General features: G+C 59.6%; 16 protein-coding genes. 7 read left to right on the top strand and 9 right to left on the bottom strand.

Features of this window, described 5'->3' with window-relative positions; translation table 11 throughout:
* The first annotated feature begins 60 nt into the window (after positions 1–60).
* Positions 61–1,461, top strand: coding sequence for a Si-specific NAD(P)(+) transhydrogenase (gene sthA, locus ENTCL_RS21495; RefSeq protein WP_013368222.1), 1,401 nt, complete (start codon positions 61–63; stop codon positions 1,459–1,461).
* Here sthA and oxyR read toward each other — a convergent pair.
* From oxyR to argC, 4 genes are all read right to left on the bottom strand, one after another.
* Positions 1,444–2,361 carry a DNA-binding transcriptional regulator OxyR gene (gene oxyR, locus ENTCL_RS21500; protein WP_013368223.1) on the bottom strand — a complete coding sequence of 306 codons (918 nt, stop codon included), beginning with the start codon at positions 2,359–2,361 and terminating at the stop codon, positions 1,444–1,446. The two genes, sthA and oxyR, sit on opposite strands and share 18 nt — an antisense overlap.
* A 320-nt stretch (positions 2,362–2,681) precedes the next feature.
* The gene (argH, locus tag ENTCL_RS21505) at positions 2,682–4,055 is read right to left on the bottom strand and encodes an argininosuccinate lyase (protein WP_013368224.1); all 1,374 of its coding nucleotides are present in this window, start codon (positions 4,053–4,055) and stop codon (positions 2,682–2,684) included.
* Between the two features lie 77 nt (positions 4,056–4,132).
* The gene (gene argB, locus ENTCL_RS21510) at positions 4,133–4,909 is read right to left on the bottom strand and encodes an acetylglutamate kinase (RefSeq protein ID WP_013368225.1); all 777 of its coding nucleotides are present in this window, start codon (positions 4,907–4,909) and stop codon (positions 4,133–4,135) included.
* 14 nt (positions 4,910–4,923) lie between these two features.
* Positions 4,924–5,928: an N-acetyl-gamma-glutamyl-phosphate reductase gene (gene argC, locus ENTCL_RS21515; RefSeq protein WP_013368226.1), complete on the bottom strand. Its 1,005-nt coding sequence runs from the start codon at positions 5,926–5,928 to the stop codon at positions 4,924–4,926.
* 88 nt (positions 5,929–6,016) lie between these two features.
* Here argC and argE point away from each other — a divergent pair, with 88 nt between their 5' ends.
* The 3 genes from argE (at position 6,017) to ENTCL_RS21530 (ending at position 10,962) form a co-directional block, all read left to right on the top strand.
* A complete protein-coding gene (gene argE, locus ENTCL_RS21520) occupies positions 6,017–7,168 on the top strand; it encodes an acetylornithine deacetylase (protein WP_013368227.1) in 1,152 nt (383 codons plus the stop codon).
* A gap of 212 nt (positions 7,169–7,380) precedes the next feature.
* Entirely contained in the window at positions 7,381–10,032 is a 2,652-nt protein-coding gene (gene ppc / locus ENTCL_RS21525) for a phosphoenolpyruvate carboxylase (RefSeq protein ID WP_013368228.1), read from the top strand.
* Positions 10,033–10,128: 96 nt separating this feature from the next.
* Positions 10,129–10,962, top strand: a complete 834-nt coding sequence (locus ENTCL_RS21530) for a helix-turn-helix transcriptional regulator (RefSeq protein WP_013368229.1) — start codon at positions 10,129–10,131, stop codon at positions 10,960–10,962.
* Here the strand turns inward: ENTCL_RS21530 and ENTCL_RS21535 are convergent.
* From ENTCL_RS21535 to ENTCL_RS21555, 5 genes are read right to left on the bottom strand one after another with little or no spacing between them, the layout of a single operon-like run.
* Positions 10,946–11,305: a PTS fructose-like transporter subunit IIB gene (locus ENTCL_RS21535; RefSeq protein ID WP_013368230.1), complete on the bottom strand. Its 360-nt coding sequence runs from the start codon at positions 11,303–11,305 to the stop codon at positions 10,946–10,948. The two genes, ENTCL_RS21530 and ENTCL_RS21535, sit on opposite strands and share 17 nt — an antisense overlap.
* 1 nt (position 11,306) lies before the next feature.
* Entirely contained in the window at positions 11,307–12,182 is an 876-nt protein-coding gene (locus tag ENTCL_RS21540) for a [formate-C-acetyltransferase]-activating enzyme (RefSeq protein ID WP_013368231.1), read from the bottom strand.
* The gene (locus ENTCL_RS21545) at positions 12,148–14,445 is read right to left on the bottom strand and encodes a formate C-acetyltransferase (protein ID WP_013368232.1); all 2,298 of its coding nucleotides are present in this window, start codon (positions 14,443–14,445) and stop codon (positions 12,148–12,150) included. The genes ENTCL_RS21540 and ENTCL_RS21545 overlap by 35 nt, the downstream gene beginning before the upstream one ends.
* Before the next feature lie 50 nt (positions 14,446–14,495).
* Positions 14,496–14,816: a PTS fructose-like transporter subunit IIB gene (locus tag ENTCL_RS21550; protein WP_013368233.1), complete on the bottom strand. Its 321-nt coding sequence runs from the start codon at positions 14,814–14,816 to the stop codon at positions 14,496–14,498.
* A 12-nt stretch (positions 14,817–14,828) separates the two neighbouring features.
* Entirely contained in the window at positions 14,829–15,908 is a 1,080-nt protein-coding gene (locus ENTCL_RS21555) for a PTS fructose transporter subunit EIIC (protein ID WP_013368234.1), read from the bottom strand.
* 311 nt (positions 15,909–16,219) lie between these two features.
* On the opposite strand from ENTCL_RS21555, the gene ptsP reads away from it, so the two are divergent.
* Genes ptsP through gldA form a run of 3 tightly spaced genes read left to right on the top strand, consistent with a single transcriptional unit; the run spans position 16,220 to position 20,513 of the window.
* Complete coding sequence (gene ptsP, locus ENTCL_RS21560) at positions 16,220–18,721, top strand: phosphoenolpyruvate--protein phosphotransferase (protein WP_013368235.1); 2,502 nt, start codon at positions 16,220–16,222, stop codon at positions 18,719–18,721.
* 16 nt (positions 18,722–18,737) lie between these two features.
* The gene (gene fsa, locus ENTCL_RS21565) at positions 18,738–19,400 is read left to right on the top strand and encodes a fructose-6-phosphate aldolase (protein ID WP_013368236.1); all 663 of its coding nucleotides are present in this window, start codon (positions 18,738–18,740) and stop codon (positions 19,398–19,400) included.
* Between the two features lie 9 nt (positions 19,401–19,409).
* Positions 19,410–20,513 carry a bifunctional L-1,2-propanediol dehydrogenase/glycerol dehydrogenase gene (gene gldA / locus ENTCL_RS21570; RefSeq protein WP_013368237.1) on the top strand — a complete coding sequence of 368 codons (1,104 nt, stop codon included), beginning with the start codon at positions 19,410–19,412 and terminating at the stop codon, positions 20,511–20,513.
* Positions 20,514–20,634 lie beyond the last annotated feature (121 nt).

Here is a 20,634-nt window from a genome sequence, read left to right on the forward strand (position 1 = left end):
AAAGGCGGGTGAATGTTACCATTGTGTTTATTTTATGTATAAGAACAGGTGAGTAATACCATGGCACATTCCTGGGATTATGATGCAATTGTGATCGGTTCAGGCCCGGGCGGCGAAGGCGCTGCGATGGGGCTGGTGAAACAGGGAGCGCGGATAGCCGTTATTGAGCGCTACCACAACGTCGGAGGCGGTTGCACCCACTGGGGCACTATCCCGTCGAAAGCCCTCCGCCACGCCGTTAGCCGTATTATTGAATTCAACCAAAACCCACTCTACAGCGACCACTCCCGTCTTCTTCGTTCCTCTTTCGCCGATATCCTGAACCACGCCGACAGCGTCATTAACCAGCAAACGCGCATGCGCCAGGGTTTCTACGAGCGCAACCACTGCGACATTCTGCAGGGTAACGCGCGCTTCGTGGATGAACATACCATCGCGCTGGAGTGCCACGACGGCTCGGTCGAAACGCTGACCGCCGACAAGTTCGTCATCGCCTGCGGATCGCGCCCCTACCACCCGGTCGATGTCGATTTCACCCATCCGCGTATTTACGACAGCGACTCTATCCTCAGCCTGCACCACGAACCGCGCCACGTGATCATCTACGGCGCCGGGGTGATCGGCTGTGAATATGCGTCGATCTTCCGTGGGATGGAGGTCAAGGTGGATCTGATCAACACCCGCGATCGCCTGCTGGCGTTTCTCGATCAGGAAATGTCAGACTCGCTCTCCTACCACTTCTGGAACAGCGGCGTGGTGATTCGCCACAACGAAGAGTACGAGAAGATTGAGGGTATGGACGACGGCGTGATCATGCACCTCAAGTCCGGCAAAAAGCTGAAGGCCGACTGCCTGCTGTACGCCAACGGCCGTACCGGCAACACCGATAGCCTGGCGCTGGAAAACATCAGTCTGCAGACCGACAGCCGCGGGCAGCTGAAAGTGAACAGCATGTACCAGACGGCCATCCCGCATATTTATGCCGTGGGCGACGTCATCGGCTACCCGAGCCTGGCCTCGGCGGCCTATGACCAGGGTCGTATCGCCGCGCAGGCAATGATCAAAGGCGAAGCGACGGCTCACCTGATTGAAGATATTCCGACCGGGATTTACACCATTCCGGAAATCAGCTCCGTGGGGAAAACCGAGCAGCAGCTGACAGCCATGAAGGTGCCGTACGAGGTGGGTCGCGCGCAGTTTAAACACCTGGCGCGGGCGCAGATCGTCGGAATGAACGTGGGCACGCTGAAGATCCTGTTCCATCGGGAAACAAAAGAGATCCTCGGCATCCACTGCTTTGGCGAGCGCGCCGCCGAAATCATTCACATCGGCCAGGCTATCATGGAGCAAAAAGGTGGTGGTAACACCATTGAGTACTTCGTTAACACCACCTTCAACTACCCCACGATGGCGGAAGCCTACCGTGTGGCCGCGTTAAACGGCTTAAACCGCCTGTTTTAACGGGCTGTCAAAATGGCCATCCATTGTACCGCGGATGGCCTCCGCTAGCTGCTCATAGCGGCTGCGCAGCGGCGAACCCGGGCGATACACCAGCCCAACGGTGCGCCGCGGTTCCGGCTTGATGCACGGCAGGTAGATAACGCCGTCGCGCTTGCGCTCCGGCGGCACCGCCAACGCCGGCAGCAGCGTAATTCCGCTACCCGCCGCCACCATATTGCGCAGCGTTTCAAGGCTGGTCGCGCGGAAATGGGTATCTTCATCCGCCCCCGCTTCAAAGCAGAAGCCCATCGCCTGGTCACGCAGGCAGTGGCCGTCTTCCAGCATCAGCAGTTTTTCACCCGCCAGGTCGGACATCGGCACCCGGTCGCGGTTCGCCCACGGATGGTCTTCGTAGATAGCCAGCATCATCGGCTCATCAAACAGCGGCACCTCAATGAACGCTTCACTTTCCTTCACCAGCGCCAGAATGGCGCAGTCGAGCTTACCGCTGTCCAGCTGCGCCAGCAGCTGATGCGTTTGCGCTTCGTGCAGATACATTTCCAGTTTCGGGAAAGACTGGTGCAACAGTGGAATGATGTGCGGCAAGAGGTAGGGGCCAACGGTTGGGATCAAGCCGATGTGCAGCGGACCCGACATGGTCTCTCCCTGCTGGCTTGCCATTTCCTTGAGCACTTTGACCTCGCGCAGCACGGTCCGCGCCTGGTCCACCAGCAAAAGGCCTGCCTGGGTGAACAGCACTTTACGGCTGGTGCGCTCCAGCAACATCACGCCAAGCTCATCTTCCAGTTTGCGGATCTGGCCGCTCAGCGTCGGTTGGCTGACGTGACAGGAATCCGCCGCACGGCGAAAATGACGGTGTTCGGCGAGCGCCACCAGGTATTCAAGATCACGAATATTCATTATTCATCCTCCATCGCCACGATAGTTCGCGGCGATAGATAGCATAGCAATGAACGATTATCCCTATCAAGCATTCTGTACAATAATAGTCCACAGAAACAAGGCGGAATCTCATTTAACCCCTGAAGTCCAGCCGCGTTCTGAGAGTTTCTCTCATACCCGAAACAACTAAAGCCAACGTGAACTTTTGCGGACCCCGTGGTCCGCTTTTTTTTGCGTAAAAAAGCCCGGTGATAAACCAGGCTGTCTATTTTTCCCCTCACCCTATCCCTCTCCTCGTGGGAGAGGGGTTGGGGTGAGGGCATCACACCGCAGCATCGTCAAACCAGACGGTTTTTCGCATCCGCAATCGCCTGCGCGACCTGCTTCGGCGACACGCCGCCTTTTGCCGCGCGCTTATCAAGGCACGACTGCAGCGACAGTATCGGATACACGTCGTCGCCAATCACCGCGCTGAATTTTTGCAGATCGCCAAGCGACAGCCCTTCCAGCGGTTTCCCCTGACGAATCGCTTCGACCACCGCTTCGCCGACAATATGGTGAGCCTCACGGAACGGCACGCCTTTCGCCACCAGGTAGTCCGCCAGCTCGGTCGCGTTGGCGTAGCCCTGCTGCGCCGCTTCCTGGCAGCGCGGACGCTTCACCTGAATGCCGTCCAGCACCAGCGCCGCCATATGCAGGCAGTCAAGCCAGGTATCCAGCGCGTCGAACAGCCCCTCTTTGTCTTCCTGCATGTCCTTGTTATAGGCCAGCGGCAGACCTTTCAGGGTCATCATCATGCCGGTCAGCGCGCCCTGCACGCGGCCGCATTTGCCGCGAATCAGCTCCAGCGCATCCGGGTTTTTCTTCTGCGGCATCAGCGATGAACCGGAGGTCACGCGGTCGGACAGCTCAACAAAACCGGCTTCCCCGGAGTTAAAGAAGATAAGATCTTCGGCGAAACGGGAGAGGTGCACCATGCCGATAGACGCATCGGACAGCAGCTCAAGCACATGATCACGGTCGGAAACGCTGTCCAGGCTGTTGCGGGTCGCCGAGGCAAAACCCAGCCACCCCGCCAGCTGTTCACGGTCAATCTCATAGGCGGTCCCCGCCAGCGCGCCGCTGCCCAGCGGGCTGACGTCAAGACGCTTCAGGGTATCCTGCAGGCGGCTTTCATCGCGCGCCAGCATGTCGACATAGGCCAGGCACCAGTGAGCGAACGTCACCGGCTGCGCGCGCTGCAGGTGCGTATAGCCCGGCATCACCGCGTCCTGATTGTGCTGCGCGGTTTCCACCAGCGCGCCCTGCAGCTGGCGGTTTGCCGCCAGCAGCTCCGCCACGGTGTCTTTGCACCACAGCTTGAGGTCGGTCGCCACCTGGTCGTTACGGCTGCGCCCGGTATGCAGCTTTTTACCCAGCTGGCCGACTTTATCGATAAGCTTGCCTTCCACCCAGCTGTGAATGTCTTCGGCATCGCTGTCGAGGATTTGCTGCGGGTTCGCCCGCACCTCTTCCAGCAGGTTGCCCAGCGCCTCTTCCAGCTGGCGCTGTTCGTCAGCCGTCAGGACGCCGACCGTCACCAGCGCTTTGGACCAGGCCACAGAGCCAACGATATCCTGCTCCGCCAGGCGATAGTCAAAGCGCAAAGAGTCATTGAACTGTTTGAACCGTTGATCCGCTGCCTGAGTAAAACGCCCACCCCAAAGTGCCATAGCCTGCTTCCTTAATATCTTTGAATTTCATTGCCCGGCGGCGCTACGCTTACCGGGCCTACAAAACAATAAATCGATTACGCCAGAATACGCGTGCCGATCGGCGTGCCGTTAAACAGCGCCGGCAGCTGCTCCGCGTGGCGCCATGAGGCGATATCCACCGGGCGGCCCAGCGCGCGGGCGGCGTCCAGCGCCGCATTCACCTTGACGATCATCCCGTCGGTGATAATGCCCTGGTCAATCAGCTGCTCGGCTTTCGCCGCGGTCATTTCCGCAATGCGCTGGCCTTTGCCGTCCAGAATGCCGCTCACGTCGGAGAGCAGGATCAGATCCGCGCCCAGCGTTGCCGCCAGCGCCGTGGCCGCCTGGTCCGCGTTCACGTTCATCAGCTGTCCCTCAGCGGTCACGCCGATAGAGCTGACCACCGGCAGGAACCCGCCTTCCAGCAGCAGGTTAATCAGCGCCGGAGAGCCCGGCTGCGCCTGGCCGACGTGGCCCAGTTCTTCATCAAGCGGGCTCACCTTCACGCTGCCGCCGTCACCGAGATACAGGCCGACAGACGCAATCTTGTGCTTTGTCGCCCAGGCCAGCAAGGTTTTGTTCGCCGTACCCGCCAGCGCGCCGGTAATAATGTCGATCTGGTCGGCGGGGGTCACCCGCAGGCCGTTTTTCTTGTTCACCGGTAGGTTGAGCTTTTTCATCAGCTCATCCACCACGCAGCCGCCGCCGTGGACGATCACCAGCGGACGCTGATGCCCGGCGCGATAGTTCACCAGCGCGGTAAACAGGCGCTCCAGCGCTTCTTCACTGTCCAGCAGCACGCCGCCGAGTTTGATAATTAAAGGATTATTCATCACGCTGTTATCCATTAAAGAAGAGACTGCGTTTCAGCGAAGCCGAAACGAATGTTGGCACACTGCACCGCCTGCGCCGCCGCGCCTTTCAGCAGGTTATCTTCGGCCGCTACCACGATCAGATGCTCGCCCTGTACGGCAAAACCGATATCGCAAAACGGCAGGCCGACCACGTTTTTCAGCGCCGGAACGCCATTGTCGTACAGGCGCACCAGCGGCTTGTCGGCATAGGCCTGACGGAAGACGTCCGCCACCTGCTCGCGGGCGACGCCCGGCTGCAGACGGCAGGTAATGGTTTCCAGAATCCCCCGCTTAAAATTACCCAGATGCGGCGTAAAAATCACCTCCGCGCCCAGGTGGGTCGTAATTTCCGGATGATGACGATGGTTGAACACGCCGTACGGCTGCAGGCTCACTTCGCAGAAGCTGTTAGAGAGCGCGGCTTTACGCCCGGCGCCGCTCACGCCGCTGGTCGCGTTAATCACCGGCCACTGGGTGAGATCCAGCAGCCCGGCGTCGATCAGCGGTTTCAGCGACAGCTGCGCCGCCGTCGGATAGCAGCCCGGAACGGCGATGAGGTTCGCTTCTTTAAGCTTGTCGCCGCTCCACTCCGCCAGCCCGTAGACCGCCTGCTCCAGCAGCTGCGGGTGCTGATGAGTGAAGCCGTAATAGCGCGGGTAAAACGCCGCATCGTTGACGCGAAACGCGCCGGAAAGATCGAACACCACGCAGCCCGCTTCAAGAAACTGCGGCGCCAGATCGTGGCTGACCTCATGCGCGGTCGCCAGGAACACCACGTCGACGCCGCCGCAGAACGCCCGAATGTCGGACATCGGCTGCAGAGGGAGATCGACAATGCCCTTCAGTTGCGGATGAAGCTCAGAAATTAACTTTCCGGCATCATTGCTTTGCGCTGAGACTGTCAAAGCGGTTATGTTCATATGCGGATGACGATTTATGTAGCTCACCAGCTCCGCGCCTGCATAACCGCTGGCGCCTACAATCAGCGTATTCAACATCGGGTTCCTTTATGCTCAACGATAATGTATTTTTATTCACAAATACTGCATGAATATTGATACTATCATGACCTGAGGTGTGTCAACAATGAAAAACAATTTACCGCCGTTTATCGAGATTTATCGCGCATTGATCGCCACACCGTCCATCAGCGCCACGGAAGAATCCCTCGATCAGAGTAATGAAGCTTTAATCAATTTGCTGGCAGACTGGTTCGCGACGCTGGGGTTCAACGTTGAGATCCAACCCGTCCCCGGCACGCGCCATAAGTTTAACCTGCTGGCCAGCACCGGCCAGGGCAGCGGCGGCCTGCTGCTGACCGGACACACCGATACCGTCCCCTTTGACGATGGGCGCTGGACCCGCGATCCCTTTACCCTGACCGAACACGACAACAAGCTCTACGGTCTCGGCACGGCGGATATGAAAGGCTTTTTCGCCTTTATTCTTGACGCGCTGCGTGACGTCGATGTGACGACGCTTAAGAAGCCGCTCTACATCCTGGCGACCGCCGATGAAGAGACCAGCATGGCGGGCGCGCGCTATTTCGCCGAATCCACCACCCTGCGCCCGGACTGCGCCATCATCGGCGAACCGACCTCGCTGCAGCCGGTGCGGGCGCACAAAGGCCATATTTCCAGCGCGATTCGCGTACTGGGGCAATCCGGACACTCCAGCGACCCGGCGCGCGGCGTCAACGCCATCGAGCTGATGCACGACGCGATTGGCCACATCATGCACCTGCGCGATACGCTCAAAGAGCGCTATCGCTATGACGCCTTCGCGGTGCCCTGGCCGACGCTCAACCTCGGCAGCATTCACGGCGGCGATGCCGCCAACCGCATCTGCGCCTGCTGCGAGCTGCATATGGACATCCGCCCGCTGCCGGGTATGACGCTTGACGACCTCAACGGGCTGCTGAACGACGCGCTGGCGCCGGTCAGCGAGAAGTGGCCGGGCCGCCTGACGGTATCGGAGCTGCATCCGCCGATCCCGGGCTACGAATGCCCGCCGGATCACCAGCTGGTGCAGGTAGTGGAAAAGCTGCTCAACACCCATACCGAAGTGGTGAACTACTGCACCGAGGCTCCTTATATCCAGACCTTATGCCCGACGCTGGTGCTGGGCCCCGGCTCCATCAACCAGGCGCACCAGCCTGATGAATATCTGGAAACGCGGTTTATCAAACCGACCCGCGAGCTGATTACCCAGGTCGTCCATCACTTCTGCTGGCACTAATGACAACCCCTCTTCCACAGGGAGAGGGGAAAACGGTGCGATCTCCATCACATATCCATAAGCAGCGCTTATCTGGCGCTTCGCGAATTAAATTTCGCAAATTGTCGACATTTATTCGTTTGCTGAAGCGATTTCGCCGCAATTGACGCAGGGGTTTTTACGTGGCTTTATAAAGTAAGGCGAAAATAATACAGGTAGGGTGTCTGGGTAATATGAACGAACAATATTCCGCTTTGCGCAGTAATGTCAGTATGCTCGGTAAGGTGCTTGGTGAAACCATCAAGGACGCACTTGGCGAGAACATTCTTGATCGTGTAGAAACCATCCGTAAGCTGTCGAAATCCTCTCGAGCCGGTAACGAAGCAAACCGCCAGGAGCTGCTCACCACGTTGCAAAATCTGTCCAACGATGAGCTGCTGCCGGTCGCGCGCGCGTTCAGCCAGTTTCTGAATCTGGCCAACACCGCCGAGCAGTATCACAGCATTTCACCGAACGGCGAAGCGGCCAGCAACCCTGAAGTGATCGCGCGTACGCTGCGAAAACTGAAAGACCAACCCGAACTCAACGACGCTACCATCAAAAAAGCGGTTGAGTCTCTGTCCCTGGAGCTGGTGCTGACCGCGCACCCGACGGAGATCACCCGCCGGACGCTTATCCACAAAATGGTGGAAGTGAACAGCTGCCTAAAGCAGCTGGATAACAAAGACATTGCCGACTACGAACGCCACCAGCTGATGCGCCGTCTGCGCCAGCTGATCGCGCAGTCCTGGCATACCGATGAAATTCGTAAGCTCCGCCCAAGCCCGGTTGATGAAGCCAAGTGGGGCTTTGCGGTGGTGGAAAACAGCCTGTGGGAAGGCGTGCCGAACTACCTGCGCGAGCTGAACGAACAGCTGGAAGCGAATCTGGGCTACCGCCTGCCGGTGGATTTCGTCCCGGTTCGCTTCACCTCCTGGATGGGCGGCGACCGCGACGGCAACCCGAACGTAACCGCTGACATTACCCGCCATGTGCTGCTGCTAAGCCGCTGGAAGGCCACCGATCTGTTCCTGAAAGACGTCCAGGTGCTGATTTCCGAGCTGTCGATGGTGGAAGCGACTCCGGAGCTGCGCGCCCTGGCCGGCGCGGAAGGCGAGCAGGAGCCGTATCGCCACCTGATGAAAAACCTGCGCAGCCAGCTGATGGCGACTCAGACCTGGCTGGAAGCGCGCCTCAAGGGCGAGAAGCTGCCAAAACCGGCCGGTCTGCTGACGCAAAACGAACAGCTCTGGGAACCGCTGTACGCCTGCTATAAATCCCTGCAGGCCTGCGGGATGGGCATCATCGCCAACGGCGAGCTGCTGGACACCCTTCGCCGCGTGAAGTGTTTCGGCGTACCGCTGGTACGTATCGACATCCGTCAGGAAAGCACCCGTCACACCGAAGCGCTGGGCGAACTGACCCGCTACCTCGGCATCGGCGACTACGAAAGCTGGTCGGAAGCCGACAAGCAGGCCTTCCTGATCCGCGAACTGAACTCCAAGCGCCCGCTGCTCCCGCGCCAGTGGGAACCGAGCGACGAGACCCGCGAGGTCCTCGACACCTGCAAAGTCATTGCCGAAGCGCCAAAGGGCTCCATCGCCGCTTATGTGATTTCCATGGCCAAAACGCCGTCCGACGTGCTGGCGGTACACCTGCTGCTGAAAGAGGCCGGTATCGGCTTCGCGCTGCCGGTCGCCCCGCTGTTTGAAACCCTGGACGACCTCAACAACGCCAACGACGTGATGACGCAGCTGCTGAACATCGACTGGTATCGCGGCTTCATCCAGGGCAAGCAGATGGTGATGATTGGCTACTCCGACTCGGCGAAAGACGCGGGCGTGATGGCCGCCTCCTGGGCGCAGTACCAGGCGCAGGACGCGCTGATCAAAACCTGCGAAAAAGCCGGTATCGAGCTGACGCTGTTCCACGGCCGCGGCGGATCTATCGGCCGCGGCGGCGCGCCTGCGCACGCGGCGCTGCTCTCACAGCCGCCGGGAAGCCTGAAAGGCGGCCTGCGCGTTACCGAGCAGGGCGAGATGATCCGCTTCAAGTACGGCCTGCCGGAAGTCACCATCAGCAGCCTGTCGCTGTATACCAGCGCGATTCTGGAAGCCAACCTGCTGCCGCCGCCGGAGCCGAAAGCCGAATGGCGCCATATCATGAACGAGCTGTCGGACGTCTCCTGCAAGATGTACCGCGGCTATGTCCGTGAAAACAAAGATTTCGTCCCCTATTTCCGTTCCGCCACGCCGGAGCAGGAGCTGGGTAAACTGCCGCTGGGCTCACGGCCGGCCAAACGCCGTCCGACCGGCGGCGTCGAGTCCCTGCGCGCCATTCCGTGGATCTTCGCCTGGACCCAGAACCGCCTGATGCTGCCGGCCTGGCTGGGCGCGGGCGCGGCGCTGCAGCAGGTGGTGGCCGGCGGTAAGCAGAGCGAACTGGAAACCATGTGCCGCGACTGGCCGTTCTTCTCCACCCGCCTGGGCATGCTGGAGATGGTGTTCTCTAAAGCCGACCTGTGGCTGGCGGAATACTACGATCAGCGTCTGGTGACCAAAGCGCTGTGGCCGCTCGGCGCTGAGCTGCGCAAGCTGCTTGAGGGCGACATCAAAGTGGTGCTGGATATCGCCAACGACTCCCACCTGATGGCCGACCTGCCGTGGATTGCCGAATCCATCCAGCTGCGTAACATCTACACCGACCCGCTGAACGTGCTGCAGGCCGAACTGCTGCACCGTTCGCGCCAGGCGGAAGAAGCAGGCGAGGCGCCGGACCCACGCGTTGAACAGGCGCTGATGGTGACGATTGCAGGCGTTGCGGCGGGGATGCGTAACACCGGCTAATCGGTTGTGCCGGGCGGCGCTTGCGCTTGCCCGGCCTGTTCAGGGCTTCATGCAGGCCCGGCAAGCGCCGCCGGGCATTACCTCGGTATTCACGCCATGCATCACGATATTACCCACATTCTGACGGATCTGATAAACGGCGCATCACCGCTGCGCCAGGTGCATTTCGCCAGCGCCAGCGCGCCCGTACCCGAAATGGCTTTTCAGGTTGATTTTCCTCGCATTGAGGTCGTCCTTGAAGGCGGCATCACCGACGGCGCGTTAATGCTTCAGCAGCACGACGTTCTGTTTGTCCCTGCCGGAAGCTGGAACTGCCCGGACTGGCGTCTGCCGGCAACGACGCTCAGTATTCTGTTCGGAAAACAGCAGCTGGGATTTAGCATCCAGCGCTGGGACGGCGTGGCGTTGCAAAACCTGGCGAAACGCCATGTAGCCCGCCGAGGGCCTCGGGTGGGATCGTTTTTATTACAGGCGCTCAGTGAAGCGCACATGCAGCAGCAGGAAAGCCAAACGACACGGCTTATCACCCTGAGCTTACTCAGTCACTGTACCGATTTACTCAACAGCCATATCCAGACCGCCTCCCGCAGCCAGGCGCTGTTCGAGGCCATCCGCGACCATATTGATACCCATTATGCCGACGCGCTGAGCCGGGAATCGGTCGCGCAGGCCTTCTATATTTCCCCGAATTACCTCTCGCATCTGTTTAATAAAAGCTGCGCGCTGGGTTTTAACGAATATCTGAACTACGTCCGGCTGGAAAAGGCAAAAGCCTTATTGAAGGGTTACGATATGAAAGTGAAAGAAGTGGCGCATGCCTGTGGTTTTCCCGACAGCAACTATTTTTGCCGACTGTTTCGCAAAAATACGGACCGCTCGCCATCCGAGTATCGCCGCCAGTACCACAGCCAGCTTACGGCGACAGAATGATATGCGTGCGCTGCGGCGCCGACAGCAGCTTACGCACTGCGCTCATCACCTTCTGCGGATCGCGCAGAAAGACATAAATCCCCGATTGCACATACCGGCTTTGCGTAAACCGCTCAGCACCCGCCAGATCAATATCGGTAATCAACAGCACCGCGTCTGCGCGACGAATATCCTCTGCGCTTAACGCATTTTCAATGCCCAGCGCCCCCTGAGTTTCCACTTTGATGGTCCATTTTTCCTGCTGACACAACTTCTCCAGCCGCTCCGCCGCCATATAGGTATGCGCCACGCCACTCACACACGCCGTTACCGCCACCAGAAACCGTCCGCCTGTCGCCGTCATATTAGCCTCCCACCGTGACCTGGAACCCCGCCTGCTCCGCACGCTGTCGCAACGCCCCCACCTCATCAGCGGAAGGCGCGGGAATCCCCTTCATCGCCCAGTCCCTCCCCAGAAGCCGGTACTTTGGCTCACCGTACGCGTGAAACGGCAACAGATGCAGGACGGTCACGCCTGTCGGCTGTAAAAACGCCAACACGCGCTGTAAATTTTCCTGACTTAAGGTATAGCCCGGGATCAGCGGAATGCGCGGAATGACGCAGATCCCTGACGCCGCAAGATGACGAAAATTCGCCAGCACTCTCGGCAGGTTAAGGTTCAGGACCAGCTTTGCCTGACGGGCATCCATGATTTTTAAATCGAACAACACCTCGTCGCACTGGTTCGCTACCGGAAGCAAACGCGACAGCGGCGCATCGCCAGCGGTCTCCATCGCCGTATGCACGCCCAGCTGGCGCAGGCGCGCCAAAAAGCGCGCGGCAAACGGCGCCTGCATCAGCACTTCGCCGCCGGAGAGGGTCACGCCGCCGCCGGAAGCGCGAAAGAAAACGTCATCTTTCATCACCTCCTGAACCAGCGCATCCAGCGTCACATCGCGCCCGATATTCTCGAAGGCGCCGGACGGACACTCATTGGCATCGCGCAAACAAGGTGCGCAGTGCAGGCACTTGCTCTCCCGCCGTACGGTATGAATATGGGGTGAAAGCGATTCCGGGTTCGCGCACCACGGACAGCGATGCGGGCAGCCTTTAAAAAACACCACCGTCCGAATACCGCGCCCATCATTCAAAGAGTAGCGCTGAATATTGAAAATACGCGCCACATCAGCGCGCGTCTCCAGCACCTCACAGCTGATGCGCGGTGCGGCGGATAATGTCATCCTGTATCTCCTTCGACAGCTCGACAAAGAAGGCGCTGTAACCCGCCACGCGCACCACCAGCCCGGCGAAATCCTGCGGTCGCGACTGCGCTTCCCGCAGCGTATCGGCGTTCACCACGTTAAACTGGATATGCTGTAACTTAAGCCGGGTAAACGCGCGCAGGAAATCCGCCAGCTTATGCAGGCCCGCTTCGCCCTCAAGCGTGGCGGGCGTAAATTTCACATTCAGCAGCGTTCCGTTGGACAACAGATAGTTATCCAGCTTGCTGACCGATTTCAGCACCGCGGTTGGCCCCTGGGCATCCTGTCCGAGCATCGGCGAAAGACCGCCATCGGCCAGCTGCTCACCGGCCAGACGGCCATCCGGCGTCGCGCCAACTACCGCTCCCAGCGGCACGTGCGCCGATACGGTATAGGAGCCCGGCGTAAACTGCCCGTTGCGCGGATTGCGGTATTTCTCCACCTCTTTGCAGTAATAACGCAGCAGATCGGCGCTGATGTCATCGACGGCATCAATATCATTACCGTATTTTTCAAAGCGGTTAATCAAGCGGGCGCGAATCCTTTGCCCTTCCGGCGTCGCAAAGTTCGTCTTTAACTCCGCCAACAGGTCGTCAAAACCTAAGCGCTGCTGCTCAAACACCATCCCCTTCAGCGCATGCAGGGAGTCACTGAGATTCGCAATACCAATTCCCTGCACGCCGGAGAAGTTGTAGCGCGCGCCGCCGTCGGTAATCTCTTTGCCGTGCTGCAGGCAGTCGCTGATAAACGAAGACAGCAGCGGCACCGGCGCCCAGTCGCGATGGCCGATATCGCAGATATTGCTACCCTCGACCATCAGCGCAATGTAATGGCTGATTTTGCTGCGGATCTGCGCCAACAGGCTTTCCCACGTCAGCGCCGCATTCCCTTCATTTTCGTGCAGCACGATCTCCATCACCTTCAGCAGGTTAAACATGGCGATATCGTGCAACCCGTAGGTTTTCCCCGGAATCGACAGCTCCACGCAGCCAACAACGGCATAATCGCGCGCATCCTCCAGCGACACACCGCGGTTCAGAAACGCCGGAACCACCACCTCATCATTAAAGATTTGCGGAATACCGGTGCCCATACGGATGGTTTCTGCCGTTTTGCGCAGAAACAAACCGTCAATCAGATCATTGACCCGCACCCCGAGATTCGGCTGCGGCAGCCTGACGCTCTGATACGCGTCAAGACAGGCAAAGGAGAGCACGTTCACCGCGCTGCGCCCGTTCTCCGTCAGTCCGCCAAGCAGTGCGGTATAACCGGTGGGGAAACCCGCAAAATAGCGCGCGCTGCTGGTTGAACGCAGCAGCACCACGTCATTGCATTTTACCCACAGCGACGCGAGCAGCTCATGCAGGACGTCAGGACTCTCCCCCTGGGTTAACGAAGCCTGCCAGAAGGGCAGCATATACTGGTCAAAGCGCCCAAGGGACAATGAGCTGGCGTTCGACTCGTACTGCAGAATCACGTTCATGTACCAGAATAGCTGACAGGCCTGCCAGAACGTCTGCGGCTTATGCTGCGCGTTATGCCGGGAAATCCCGGCAATGGCGAGAAGCTCTTCGCGACGTTGGCCGTCCGCGCACTGCTGCGCCAGCGCCTCGGCAAGACGTGCATAGCGTAAAATATGCCGCTGCGAGGCTTCCAGCAGCAGCAGCGCCGCCTGGTAGAACACGTTATCCGGTGCATCCCGGCAATGCGCCTGCAGCTGCGCCACCAGCGCCCCGAGCCCGTTTTCCAGCAGCCGCGGATAATCAATGATGATATGTCCCTGACCCTTGTCCGTCTGGTTGATGCTAAAAATCTGCGTATTGACCGCGGCTTTGACCTCGTCTGACATCCGACCGTTAATAAAATCCTTCATTGACCGTTTTTCCCAGTAGGGAAAAAGCGTATCGCGGTAAATCCGCTTATCGTCTTCGCTGATGGCGAAACGGTCCTGCGGGCGCGTTGGGAAGGCGTCCAGCTCCTTAAGCAACCAGTACGGGTCCATCTCAGGCGACATAATTCCGGCGCGCGGTTTCACCGTCCGGTTACCGGCGATCAGCTCCTCATCACGAATCGCGATTTCTACATGGTCAAGAATATGCGCCGTCGCCTTCGCCCGCCGCAGCATGACCGGCTCGCCTTCCGTCTGGCGATGGCTTTCGGTGTACAGCAGGGCGCGTTCGAGAGAGATCTCGCGAGGATGGGCAAACAGAGCGTCTTTCAGGCGCTGGATACGATTCGTCATGGGGCACTCCTTATGCGTCAAACGTACCCGCCCCTGCGGGCGGGCTGGCGTCAGGCGGTTTGCGCCAGATGGGCTTCAATTTTGTTCATAATGGCGTCGGCGCGCTTTACCGCATCGCTGATATTGACGCGCACTATGGTTTTCCCCTGAAAGCGCTCTTCGAACTTGATACCGATGTCTTTGGTCAGGATCACCATATCCGCCGCCGCGACATCTTCCGCCGTCAGCTCATTCTCAAGGCCGATAGACCCCTGGGTCTCAACTTTGACCTGCCAGCCTTTGGCTTTTGCCGCACTTTCCAGCGCTTCTGCCGCCATATAGGTATGCGCTACGCCGGACGGACACGCGGTTACTGCAATAATTGTCGTCATATTCAACCTCGTTTAGTTAATTTCGAAATCCAGATCCAGGTCGTCTTCTTTGCTGTCGACCGGCTTATGCTGCTTACGCGCCAGGCTTTTCAGCACGTTGACGCTCACCGCCGTCACCACCGCGCCAACGGCCACCGCCGCGATATAGCCCAGCTTGCCGTCGACCACGGGCAGCACAATCAGCCCACCCCAACCGGCGTAGCACTGCGCGCCCACCAGCGCCGCCGTCACTGCGCCGCAGGCCGAACCGACCATGATGGAAGGAATCACGCGCAGCGGGTCGGCGGCGGCAAAGGGAATTGCACCTTCGGTTACGCCAACGCAGCCCATCACCAGCGCGGCTTTACCCGCTTCGCGCTCTTCGGCGGAAAAGTTGGCGCGGTTGATAAGCGTCGCCAGCCCCAGCCCTAGCGGCGGCACGCAGATCGCCACCGCGGCGATTGCCACAACGGTATACACCCCCTGCGCCACGCAGATGAGCATAAAGGCATACGCGACCTTGTTGACCGGGCCGCCCATATCGAACGCCAGCATCAGCCCCATAATGACGGCCAGCACGACAATGCTGCCCTGCTGCATACCCTGCAGCCACTGCGTCAGGCTATGTGTCAGCGCGCCGACCGGCTCACCTAACCCCCACATCATGATGCCTGCCGTGACAAAAGTGCCGACGATAGGGATAACGAAGATAGGCATCACCGAGCGCAGTACTTTAGGTACCGGGATACGTTTGAGGTAGAAGACGATAATGCCGCCAATAATCCCGGCGATAATGGCGCCGAAAAAGCCTGCGCCGAAGCTATTACCCACCCAGGCGCCGATGGCGCAAGGCGCTAATGCGGAACGCTCGGCAATGGAGTAGCCGATATACGCGGCGAGAAAGGGCACCATCAGCGTCAGGCCCGCAACGCCGAGATCAAACAGCTTCTTGAGGTTAGGATCGGTCGCCGCATCCGGGACAGCGCCTTTGCCATAGAGCATGACGGACACCGCCAGCAAAATACCCCCGGCCACCACGAACGGAATCATATGCGACACACCGGTCATTAAATGCTGACGGGTGTTTTTCAGGATCTGCACCATTTCTTTCATTTGCCGCTCCCGGGCTCATTAGCCCATATCCATAACGATGATGTGGAAAACAATAGGCAATCGGCGCGGCGACAGACAGTGGACAAAAAGGCCATTTACTGGATTTTTGTAAGGTATGAAGAAAAATGCGATCGCTCTCAAAGAGTTCATGTACTGCGGAAAAAATCCCACCTCGCTGGCATTTGTGAGCAGAATCCCACTTTTACCGGGAGATTACATTTGTCCAGTTTTTCGCAGAAATGTCAGATAGCCCGCTCGCTTTTCTCCCTCTTATGCTGTGCGCAGTGCATTTTGAACGAAGGAGAAACGCGATGGCCCAGGTTGTGGAATTCATCTGTGAGCTACCCAACGGCGTGCATGCGCGCCCCGCCAGCCATGTCGAGACGCAGTGCAACACATTCCGTTCCTCGATCGAGTGGCATAACCTGCGTAGCGACAGACGCGGCAACGCCAAAAGCGCGCTGGCGCTCATCGGCACCGACACGCTGGTCGGCGATGCCTGCCAGCTGCTGATCGCCGGGCCGGATGAAGCGGATGCCTGTCAGCATCTCAGCGCCTGGCTACGCGATGAATTTCCCCACTGCGACGCGCCGTTGGCTCCCCTTGCCGACGCCACGCTTGACCCGCTCCCGGAATCCTTAACCCGCCTCAACCCCACGCTGTTTCGTGCTCGTCCCGTCAGCAGCGGCAGCGCTGGCGGCATGCTGGCTCCCTTAACCTCGCTCGATCTCAACGCGCTGAGCGACCTGCCCGCGCCGCTCAGCCGCGAGGAAGAGACCGCCGCGCTGGAACACGGCCTGGCGATGCTGGTGAAAAATCTGGGGCTGCGCCTGCTCGACAGCGACGGCGCCACGCAGGCCATTCTGGAGGCCCACCGCTCTCTGGCGACCGACGACACCCTGCGTCAGCATGTGCTGGCAGGTATCGACAGCGGGCTAAGCAGCGCAGCGGCAATCGTGCGCAGCGCCAGCCATTTTACCGATGAATTCAGCCGCTCCAGCAGCAGCTACCTGCAGGAGCGCGCGCTGGACGTACGCGACGTCTGTTTTCAGCTGTTGCAGCAAATTTACGGCGACGCGCGCTTCCCGGCACCGGGGCAGCTGACCCAACCCTCCATTTGTATGGCGGACGAACTGACCCCGAGCCAGTTCCTGGAACTGGATAAAACACAGCTCAAGGGGCTGCTGCTGAAAAACGGTGGCACCACCTCGCACACAGTCATTCTGGCGCGTTCGTTTAACATCCCTACGCTGGTCGGCGTCGATACCGAAACGCTCAGCCGCTGGCATCACCAGCGCGTCTGGCTGGACGCCAGCGCAGGCGTGGTCGTCGTGGAGCCCACCAACGCGCTCGATCGCTACTATCGGCAGGAGGCGCGGGTGCAGGATGCATTACGCGAGCAACAGCAGGTCTGGCTGTCGCAGGAAGCGCGGACGGCGGACGGGCTTCGCCTGGAGGTCGCCGCCAATATCGCCCACGCTGTAGAAGCCGGACCGGCCTTCAGCAACGGCGCGGAGGCGGTGGGCCTGTTTCGTACCGAGATGCTCTACATGGACCGCGCCAGCGCGCCGTCAGAAGACGAGCTGTACAACCTGTTTTGCCAGGCGTTGCTTCCGGCGCAGGGCCGCAGCATTATCGTGCGCACCATGGATATCGGCGGCGATAAGCCCGTGGACTACCTGAATATCCCGGCGGAAAACAATCCGTTCCTCGGCTACCGCGCCGTGCGCATCTATGAGGAGTATTCCACACTTTTTACCACGCAGTTGCGGGCCATTCTGCGGGCCTCCGCCCACGGCAGCCTGAAGATAATGATCCCGATGATCTCCTCTATGGAAGAGATCCTGTGGGTGAAAGAGAAGCTCGCCGATGCGAAGCAACAGCTGCGTAGCGCGCATATCCCCTTTGATGAGCGTATTCCGTTGGGGATTATGCTGGAAGTGCCGTCGGTGATGTTCATCATCGATCAGTGCTGTGAGGAAATAGACTTTTTCAGCATCGGCAGTAACGACCTGACGCAGTACCTGCTGGCTGTCGATCGCGATAACGCCAAAGTGACCCGCCACTACAACAGCCTGAACCCGGCGTTTCTGCGCGCACTCGACTACGCCGTACAGGCCGTGCACCGCCAGGGGAAATGGATAGGACTGTGCGGCGAGCTGGGCGCGAAAGGCTCCGTATTACCGCTGCTGGTCGGGCTTGGGCTTGATGAAATCAGCATGAGCGCCCCGGCGATTCCGGCGACGAAAGCGCGGCTTGCCGGGCTCGACACCCGCGCCTGTCGGCAGCTTCTCAACCAGGCGATGGCGTGCCGGACCTCGCTTGAAGTCGAACACCTGCTGGCGCAATTCCGCATGACGCTGCAGGACGCCCCGCTCATCACGCCTGCCTGCATCTCGCTGGATAACGACTGGCAGAGCAAAGAGGAGGTCATGAAAGGGATGACCGACAACCTGCTGCTGGCCGGACGATGCCGTTATCCCCGTAAGCTGGAAGCTGACCTGTGGGCGCGTGAAGCCGTATTTTCCACCAGCCTGGGGTTCGGCTTCGCCATTCCGCACAGCAAATCGGAACATATCGAACAATCCACCATCAGCGTCGCCCGCCTGGCGACCCCTGTACGCTGGGGTGATGAAGAGGCGCAGTTCATCATCATGCTGACCCTCAACAAACATGCCGCGGGCGATCAGCATATGCGCATCTTCTCCCGGCTGGCCCGGCGCATTATGCACGAAGAATTCCGCAGCGCGCTGGTCAATGCCGCCTCCGCCGAGGCTATCGCCGCCCTGCTGCAACGCGAACTGGAACTGTAATTGACGAGGAAACACCATGGAACTGTATCTGGATACCGCGAACGTCGCGGAAGTTGAACGCCTGGCGCGCATCTGGCCGCTGGCGGGTGTCACCACTAACCCCAGCATTATCGCCGCAGGCAAAACCGCCATCTGGGACGTGCTGCCGCGCTTGCAGCAGGCCGTCGGTCCGTCGGGTACGCTGTTTGCCCAGACCATGAGCCGCGATGCGCAGGGTATGGTGGCGGAGGCCAGACGTCTGCGCAACGCCGTCCCGGGTATTGTGGTGAAAATTCCGGTGACCGCCGAGGGGCTCGCCGCCATCAAACTGCTGAAAAAAGAAGAAATCCCGACGTTAGGCACTGCGGTCTACAGCGCCGCCCAGGGGTTGCTGGCGGCGCTTGCCGGAGCGGACTATGTCGCCCCGTACGTTAACCGCGTTGACGCCCAGGGCGGCGACGGCATTCGTATGGTGCAGGAACTGCAAACCCTGCTGGAACTGCACGCGCCGCACAGCAAGGTGCTGGCGGCAAGTTTCAAAACGCCGCGCCAGGCGCTGGATTGTCTGCTCGCCGGATGTGAAGCGATCACCCTTCCGTTAGACGTAGCGCAACAAATGCTCGGCACCCCTGCGGTAGAGTCGGCAATAGAGAAGTTTGAGCAGGACTGGAACCACGCATTTGGCAACCTCAACCTCTAAGGAGTGATGATGGACAGAATCATTCAATCGCCAGGCAAATATATCCAGGGTGCAGACGCACTCACCCGTCTCGGTGACTATCTCAAACCTATCGCAGAGCGCTGGCTCGTCGTTGGCGATAAGTTTGTCCTCGGCTTTGCCGAAGAAACAATACGCAGCAGCATCAGCCAGGCCGGTCTGGCGCTGGAGATTACCCCGTTCGGCGGCGAGTGTTCGCAAAACGAAATCGACCGACTGCGCGATATCGCTACCCGGGCGAAATGCAGCGCGGTGCTTGGCATCGGCGGCGGCAAAACGCTGGATACCGCCAAAGCCCTCGCCTTTTACCTGGATGTGCCGGTGGCCATCGCCCCGACCATTGCTTCAACCGATGCGCCGTGCAGCGCGCTGTCGGTCATCTACACCGACAACGGCGAGTTTGACCGCTACCTGATGCTGCCGCACAACCCCAACATGGTTATCGTCGACACCCGCGTCGTGGCTGGTGCGCCAGCGCGGCTACTGGCGGCGGGGATCGGCGACGCGATGGCGACCTGGTTCGAAGCCCGCGCCTGCTCGCGCAGCGGCGCCATCACTATGGCGGGCGGGCAGTGTACCCAGGCCGCGCTGGCGCTGGCCGAGCTGTGCTACAACACGTTGATTGAGCAAGGGGAAAAAGCGATGCTGGCGGCAGAACAGCATGTGGTCACCCCGGCGCTTGAACGCGTCGTTGAAGCTAACACTTACCTGAGCGGCGTCGGTTTCGAAAGCGGCGGGCTGGCGGCGGCGCACGCCATTCATAACGGCCTGACCGCCATTCCTGACGCCCACCATTTCTATCACGGCGAAAAGGTCGCCTTCGGCACCCTGACGCAGCTGGTGCTGGAAAACGCGCCGATAGACGAAATTGAAACCGTGGCGGTGCTGTGTCATCGCGTGGGGCTGCCACTCACGCTCGCGCAGCTGGATATCAAAGAGGACATCCCCGCCAAAATGCGCGCCGTCGCGCAGGCCGCCTGCGCAGAAGGTGAAACCATCCACAATATGCCCGGCGGCGCCACGCAGGATCAGGTGTACGCCGCGCTGCTGGTCGCCGACCAGTACGGCCAGCGCTTCCTGCAAGCGTGGGAATAACCCACACGACGCTCCCGACGCAGGTCGGGAGTGTTCCTTCCTGTTCGTTCCATCGCCCATTGCTCACCAGAAAGATGTGTTTTATAGTGCGTTTTTCCCTGGACGACGCGCGACCATGCAA

Origin of the sequence: [Enterobacter] lignolyticus SCF1, assembly GCF_000164865.1 — a bacterium.
Classification (GTDB): Bacteria; Pseudomonadota; Gammaproteobacteria; order Enterobacterales; family Enterobacteriaceae; genus Enterobacter_B; species Enterobacter_B lignolyticus.

Excerpts from the sequence above, each read along its gene's own strand:
- sthA (WP_013368222.1), top strand. The coding sequence starts at position 61 with ATGGCACATTCCTGGGATTATGATGCAATTGTGATCGGTTCAGGCCCG.
- oxyR (WP_013368223.1), bottom strand. The coding sequence starts at position 2,361 with ATGAATATTCGTGATCTTGAATACCTGGTGGCGCTCGCCGAACACCGT.
- argH (WP_013368224.1), bottom strand. The coding sequence starts at position 4,055 with ATGGCACTTTGGGGTGGGCGTTTTACTCAGGCAGCGGATCAACGGTTC.
- argB (WP_013368225.1), bottom strand. The coding sequence starts at position 4,909 with ATGAATAATCCTTTAATTATCAAACTCGGCGGCGTGCTGCTGGACAGT.
- argC (WP_013368226.1), bottom strand. The coding sequence starts at position 5,928 with ATGTTGAATACGCTGATTGTAGGCGCCAGCGGTTATGCAGGCGCGGAG.
- argE (WP_013368227.1), top strand. The coding sequence starts at position 6,017 with ATGAAAAACAATTTACCGCCGTTTATCGAGATTTATCGCGCATTGATC.
- ppc (WP_013368228.1), top strand. The coding sequence starts at position 7,381 with ATGAACGAACAATATTCCGCTTTGCGCAGTAATGTCAGTATGCTCGGT.
- ENTCL_RS21530 (WP_013368229.1), top strand. The coding sequence starts at position 10,129 with ATGCATCACGATATTACCCACATTCTGACGGATCTGATAAACGGCGCA.
- ENTCL_RS21535 (WP_013368230.1), bottom strand. The coding sequence starts at position 11,305 with ATGACGGCGACAGGCGGACGGTTTCTGGTGGCGGTAACGGCGTGTGTG.
- ENTCL_RS21540 (WP_013368231.1), bottom strand. The coding sequence starts at position 12,182 with ATGACATTATCCGCCGCACCGCGCATCAGCTGTGAGGTGCTGGAGACG.
- ENTCL_RS21545 (WP_013368232.1), bottom strand. The coding sequence starts at position 14,445 with ATGACGAATCGTATCCAGCGCCTGAAAGACGCTCTGTTTGCCCATCCT.
- ENTCL_RS21550 (WP_013368233.1), bottom strand. The coding sequence starts at position 14,816 with ATGACGACAATTATTGCAGTAACCGCGTGTCCGTCCGGCGTAGCGCAT.
- ENTCL_RS21555 (WP_013368234.1), bottom strand. The coding sequence starts at position 15,908 with ATGAAAGAAATGGTGCAGATCCTGAAAAACACCCGTCAGCATTTAATG.
- ptsP (WP_013368235.1), top strand. The coding sequence starts at position 16,220 with ATGGCCCAGGTTGTGGAATTCATCTGTGAGCTACCCAACGGCGTGCAT.
- fsa (WP_013368236.1), top strand. The coding sequence starts at position 18,738 with ATGGAACTGTATCTGGATACCGCGAACGTCGCGGAAGTTGAACGCCTG.
- gldA (WP_013368237.1), top strand. The coding sequence starts at position 19,410 with ATGGACAGAATCATTCAATCGCCAGGCAAATATATCCAGGGTGCAGAC.